Genomic DNA, 6,117 nt, shown 5'->3' with positions numbered 1-6,117 from the left:
TGACGAACTACACAACGTTACCAGGGGATATTTCTACCCCAACCCGGAACCGGCGAGCGTCTGACCTGCACCGACGTGCTAACTCACCGGCATTGCGTTGACCTGCGAGGATGCGAGTGTCTACGTCGTATCCGCTGCAGAGAGCAAGGCACCTTTCTGGTGGTCGAGAATACAGGGTGGGACCGTCGGCTGTCCGTGGCGGCTGACGGGAAGAGGCTGGTGGGGCACGCGGGGGCAGTGCTCCTGCGGAAACTGGCCGACCGCTTGGGGCTGACGGGCGGACTGGCCCGGGTGCTGCCGTCGAGTACGGCGGCCGGTTGGCGGGAGCGGGGCGGGGTGCTGGTCCAGCTGGCGGTGGCGATCGTGCTCGGCGCGCGGAGTCTGCTGGAGGCCGAGCAGCTCCACCTGCACCACCAGGGACTCTTCGGACCGGCCGCGTCGGACTCGACGATGCGCCGGGTGCTGGCCGGACTCGACGGACACACGCTGCGAAAGATCGCGAAGGTGCGGCGGCGGGTGCGCCGCCACGTGTGGGGCCTGCTGCATCTGCGGCCGGGCGGCTTCCCGTATCTCACCGTCGCCGGACGGTACTTGAAGGGCTGGATCGTCGTGGACCTGGACGCCACGGTCATCACCGCCGCTTCGAAGAAGGAAGGGGCGGCGGCGACGTTCAAGGGCACGTTCGGCTTCCACCCGCTGGCCGGCTGGTGCGCGAACACCGGTGAGAGCCTGGCGATGGAGCTGCGCAGCGGGAATGCCGGGGCGAACACCGTCGAGGACCACCTGCGCGTGCCGGCCGCCTGCCTGGAGCAGGTCCCCGGCTCCTCGCAAGCCAAGCTGCTCATCCGCGTCGACGGCGCCGGGGCCACGCACGGCCTGCTGGAGCACTTGGAGGCCCTGAACACGAAGCGGCGCACGGTCCGCTACACCGTCGGCTGGAAGATCACGCCCGAGGACGAGGCGGCGATCGCGAAGCTTCCCGAAAGTGCATGGGAGACCTCCCTGCACCAAGACGGCAGTGTCCAGGAGGGCTACCAGGTCGCCGAGTTGACCGGAGTGAACACCCGCGACGGCTGGCCCGTGGGGATGCGGCTGATCGTCCGCCGGGTCAGACCCTCACGGCGGCAGCACAAGAAGCTGACCGACTTCGAGAAGCAGACCGGCTGGCGCTACTCGATCACCGCGACGAACATCCGGCACCTGTGGGGCATCCCCGGCTCGCACCAGGTCCAGTTCCTCGACGCCCTGCACCGCGACCACGCCGAGGTAGAGGACCGCATCCGCACCGGCAAAGCGATGGGACTGCACAACCTCCCGTCCCAGTCGTGGCAGATCAACGCCGGATGGATGCTCGCCTGCAACCTCGCAGCCGATCTCGACGCCTGGCTGCGGCTGCTCACCCTGCACGACCAGGACGAGCTCGAACACGCCGAACCGGACACCATGCGCTTCCGCCTCTACCACCTGCCCGCCCGCCTCGCCGACCACGCCCGCCGCCGCGTCCTGCGCATCGAACGGACATGGCCCTGGGCCACCGCGTTCACCACCTGCTGGACCAGGCTCACCGAGCTTCCGGCCGTCACCTGACGGCCGGCCCCCACCCCGACGAAGACCAGGAAGGAGGAAACCCGCAGTCTCCGGGCCCGTGGAACCCGGCGCACCCGCGGCGACACGCGACGGCCCGCCTTCAACCGGCAGAGGACATTACGGGCGAACCGCCGGACCGCTCAGCGACCGAACCCCGCTGAAGAATCGAGGTCAAAGCTCTACTCACCAGAAGCAGTTGACCGAGCCCTGGGCACCGCCGCGGTCACCGGCCGCTTCGCCGAGAAGGACCTGCTGTCCATCCTCGACTACCAGGCCGGCCGCGACAGCGCCGAGCCGACCCGCGCGAGTGAGACCCACAGCCTGCAGCCCGGCACCTCCGCCTGGGCCAGCTTCGGCATCTCCCCGACCCCTATATCCAGCACCGAAGAAGAGGACCGCATCTGATGGCCACCCCGCTCCGCCAGGTCCACGGCTCCACCGGCGACCCGCTGGCCGAGGCGATCGAGCTGACCCGCCGCCTGAAACTCCCGCACATCCGCCGGACCCTCGCCGACGTGATCCCCACCGCGAAGGCCCAACGCTGGGACCCCGCCGAGGTCGTCCGCGTCCTGCTGGCCGAGGAGGCCGCCGGACGCGACCGCGCCAACCTGCACACCCGCCGCAAACGCGCCGGCTTCCCCGCCGGGAAGACCTTCGGCGACTGGGACGAGCAGGCGTCCTCGATCCCACGCGCCACCCAGGACGCGCTCAAGACCCTGGAATGGGTCCGCCGCCGCGAGAGCCTTTGTGTCTGCGGACCCTCCGGCACCGGGAAGAGCCACTTCACCGAGGCACTCGGGCAGGCCGCGGTCGAGGCCGGGATGACGGTCGCCTGGTTCACCATCGAGGACCTCGGGGCGCTGGTCCGCCGACACCGCGCCGACGACTCCATCGCCCGCGCTCTGGCCCGGATCATCCGCTCCGATTTGATCATCGTTGACGACATCGGCCTCCTTCCCGTCAGCCCCGACGCCGCCGAGGGCTTCTACCGGCTGGTCGACGCCGCCTACGAACGACGCGCGCTCGCCGTCAGCAGCAACCTCCACCCCTCTGGGTTCGACGAGATCATGCCGAAGACCCTGGCCACGGCCACCGTCGACCGGCTCATGCACCATGCCCACATCGTCGTCACCCAGGGTGACAGCTTCCGGCTCGCCCAGGCCACCTCCGGCCAGGGCGTCAAGCCCTTCAGCTGACCACGGCACCACCCACGGCGGGGAGATAACTGGCCGCCGTTGGGGAGGTCCTGCGGTTCTGATCCACTTCTTGTGGGGCGGTGGCGGAGGGTGACGGTGCTCAGTCTGCGAGGAGGATTTGGCGTCGGAGGAGGTCGAATCCGGCCCGGCCGTATCCGTCCCTTTTGATCCGCTTCACCCTGTTGACGTTGCCCTCGACCTTGCCCGAGCTCCACTCCAGGGTGAGTCCGGCGGTGACGGCGTCGAAGTCCTGCCGCAGGCCACGGGCCAGACTCCGTAGCGGCTTCAGCCCGGTGTTCTCGGCGCGTGTGAGCCAGTCGTCGAGTTCGCTGCCTCGGCGCTCGGTCATCATCCGGGCGAAGTCGCGCACGCAGTCGGCGACAGCATCCAACTCCGGGCAGCGGGCCAGGAGTTGCTTGCGCCTGAGCGCGTTACTCTCGTCGATCCTGTCGGGGTGCGCGGTGATCAGCCAGGTGGCTTTCCGGACGGTCAGCTCCTTGGGCTTCTCGGGTGCCGGCTTGCCGCTGGCGCGGATCTGTTCCAGGTGACGGCGGACAGTCCGCTTGCTGCCGAGGTAGCCGAGTTCGGTGATCTCCGCGTGAAGCCGCGCCGCGTCCGTGCAGCCCTCGTTCCACCGCCGGTACAGATAGGACGAATATGCGTGGATCTGGCCGTAGCAGCGGGAGCCGGTGCCAAGGGATGCGTCCTCGGGGGTGGCGGCGTGCGCATAGCGGCGCACGGTCTTGCGGTCGAGCCCCAGGGTCTTGGCGATCACCTCGATCTGCACGCCCTTGTCGTACAGGGCGTGCACCGCGGCATGGCGCTCGCGGCGCTTGATCGCGCGCAGCCCTTCCACGGGCTCTTCTGGTACGTCGTGAGCGGCCGGGCCGGCTTTCACGGCGACGGGGTTATCGGTGCTCGTGTCCACCGCGGGCTCGGTGAGGCACGTGCGGTGCTGGGCGACGCACTTCTCGACGGCTTCGCACAGGTTCTTCCAGAGGTGGTACCTGTCCGCGACCTGGGTGGCGTCGGGGCAGACGGTGCGGACGGCTTCGGCGTAGGCGCTGGCTCGGTCTCTGCACACGATCTCGGCCCCGGGATGGGCGCGCAGCCAGGCGGTGAGCGTCTCCGAGGTGCGGTCGGGCAACACGTCCACACGCTCGCCGGTCTCCACGTCCAAGATGATCGTGCCGTACACGTGGCCCTTCTTGAACGCGAAATCATCAATACCCATCACTCGCGGGGCGGCTGAGGGCTGTTTGTCCGGGAGCCTGCGCACCATCCTGATCAGCGAGTTCGCACTGACGGGGACCGACAGGTGCGCGGCCAGCCGGGCCGCCGGACGTCCCGCGAGCGCCAGTGCTATCCGCTCCAACGTCCGACGGAGTGCGGGAGTGCGGCGCGCGAACCGCTCGGTGAGCCCGTCTATCTGCTCGACGAACGTACGGCGTGCGCACGGCGCTGCCTGGCACAGGAACCGCCGCACCGCCAAATCGATCACGACCTTCCGCCCAGCCACCGCCAGGTCGGCCAACCGTCGCCGATACCCACCGTGGACACGGCCAGACAGCGTGCCGCACCCGGGGCAGGCAGCCTCCCGGGTCACCGTACGCGCCGTGAGCGCCACCCCGCCGTCGTCGACCAGGACCTGTTCCACCATCACCGACGCCAGATGGGGGAAGGCCACCGAGAGCACGTTGCAATCACACGAACAGACATTCTCCCAGCAGCTCGTGACGCTACGTCATCGCCCCACAAGAAGTGGATCAGAACCGGTCCTGCAGGCCGCCAGCGGGGAGAACTCCTGGCCGCCTACGGGGAGAACTTCAAGGCCATTGACAGATGTCAAGCCGCTGCCGCGACGGGTTGTGAAGCGTGGTAGCACGCTCTGTCACGAATCATCGTCCATAGGACGTTGACGCGTCGGCGGGCGAGGGCAAGGAGAGCTTGTTTGTGTCCCTTCCCTTCACTCCGCTTTCGTTGGTAGTACTCCTTGGAGGCGGGGCAGGACTTGAGACTCGCCAGCGCCGACAAGTACATGGTCCGCAGCAGACCGCGGTGATAGCGGCGTGGCCTGCGCAGATTGCCGCTGATGCGGCCGGAATCACGGGGCCTGCGGGGCCAGGCCGGCGAAGCCGGCCAGGCGGTCGGCGCTTCCGAAGGCGTCCATGTCGCCCCCCGTTGCGGCGATGAACTCGGCGCCGAGTCTGGCGCCCATGCCGGGCAGGCTGCGGATCACCTCGGCGTGCGGATGCTCGCGAAACCTCGCCTCGATGAGATCGTCAAGCTCGGCGATCTCCTCCTCGAGGGCCATCACCCCCTTCGCGAGGCGGACCACCATCGCGGCGGCCAGTTCCTCACCGGGCAGCGCGGTCTGCTGGGCCTGCGCGGCTTCCACGCAGGTGCGAGCGAGCGCGGCGGCGCTCTTGACCTTGCGGTTTCTCAGCCAGGTCTCGATCCGCTTCGCGCCTGTGCGGCGGATCGCGGCCGGAGTCTGGTAGCTGGTCAGAAGCATCACGGGACCCTTGTTAGTCAGGTCCAACGAGCGCTCCAACGCTGGGAAGATTTCCAGCAGTTGGGCCCGGAGACGGTTGATCTGCCGGGTGCGGTCGAAGACAAGGTCCAGCCGTCGGGTGGTAAGGGTGCGCAGGGCGGTGGCAATCTCGTCGCCGGGCCGCAGCAGCCCCAGGTCCCGGCGGACGCGGGCCCGGTCCGCGATGACGAAGGCGTCCTTGGCGTCCGTCTTTCCCTCACCGCGGTAGGTGGTGGAGGCCCGATGCACTGCCAGGCCGGTGAAATAGGCCACGGGCTGACCGTGGGCGGTGAGCAGCTCGATCAGCAAAGCAGCACCGCCGTGATTGAGATCGACGGCCCACAAGACGTCGTTGGATATCGCCAGCACATCGCCGATCAGCGCCAGTAGCTCAGCCTCGTCGTTCTGGATCCGGCGAGACAGCAGCCGCTCGCCCTCCGCGTTGATCACCACGGCATGATGATGCGTCTTGCCGATGTCCACCCCGGCCCAGATCTCGGGCACGGTCACATCCGCCAGCTCGTCGTACATCGATCCCGCAGACGACCTCGCCGGCGTTGTCCTACAGCAGCGATCGAGTCGCATCTCCCAATTGGCGGTCGAGTCGTCGCGGGGCCCCGGGCGGCCAAGTCCCGTAAGCCATCCAGCGGCTCAGCCTTTACAGCCATGCCCGGAGCCCCCGGGCCCTCCGATCGTACGAGTGACCATACCAGACCCACGTCGTAAAGGTAGGACAGCCCTTAGGGCATATGCTCCGGCCAGCCACTGATGCCAACGTTATTGGATGCGGGAAAAGTCGCT

At 68.3% G+C, this 6,117-nt stretch carries 3 protein-coding genes and 2 pseudogenes; 3 read left to right on the top strand and 2 right to left on the bottom strand.

Going from position 1 to position 6,117, the window contains the following annotated elements; translation table 11 throughout:
* The first annotated feature begins 75 nt into the window (after nt 1–75).
* From AB0N14_RS36395 to istB, 3 genes and pseudogenes are all read left to right on the top strand, one after another.
* Nucleotides 76–1,587, top strand: a complete 1,512-nt coding sequence (locus AB0N14_RS36395; protein WP_366029980.1) for an IS1380 family transposase — start codon at nt 76–78, stop codon at nt 1,585–1,587.
* A gap of 171 nt (nt 1,588–1,758) precedes the next feature.
* A pseudogene (locus tag AB0N14_RS36390) lies at nt 1,759–1,992 on the top strand (IS21 family transposase); the annotation flags it as partial.
* The gene (istB, locus tag AB0N14_RS36385; protein ID WP_187821566.1) at nt 1,992–2,783 is read left to right on the top strand and encodes an IS21-like element helper ATPase IstB; all 792 of its coding nucleotides are present in this window, start codon (nt 1,992–1,994) and stop codon (nt 2,781–2,783) included. The pseudogene AB0N14_RS36390 and the gene istB, both read left to right, overlap by 1 nt.
* Nucleotides 2,784–2,883: 100 nt before the next feature.
* Here the strand turns inward: istB and AB0N14_RS36380 are convergent, their stop codons facing one another.
* Nucleotides 2,884–4,470 (bottom strand): ISL3 family transposase, encoded by a 1,587-nt coding sequence (locus AB0N14_RS36380; protein ID WP_366029979.1) that lies wholly within the window; start codon nt 4,468–4,470, stop codon nt 2,884–2,886.
* 158 nt (nt 4,471–4,628) lie between these two features.
* A pseudogene (locus tag AB0N14_RS36375) lies at nt 4,629–5,847 on the bottom strand (IS110 family transposase).
* Between the last annotated feature and the right edge of the window lie 270 nt (nt 5,848–6,117).

It is taken from the genome of Streptomyces sp. NPDC051104 (assembly GCF_040682835.1).
Lineage (GTDB): Bacteria > Actinomycetota > Actinomycetes > Streptomycetales > Streptomycetaceae > Streptomyces > Streptomyces cynarae.
The sequence above is the reverse complement of the archived record's forward strand: the minus strand, read 5'-3'. Positions and strand labels throughout refer to the sequence as shown.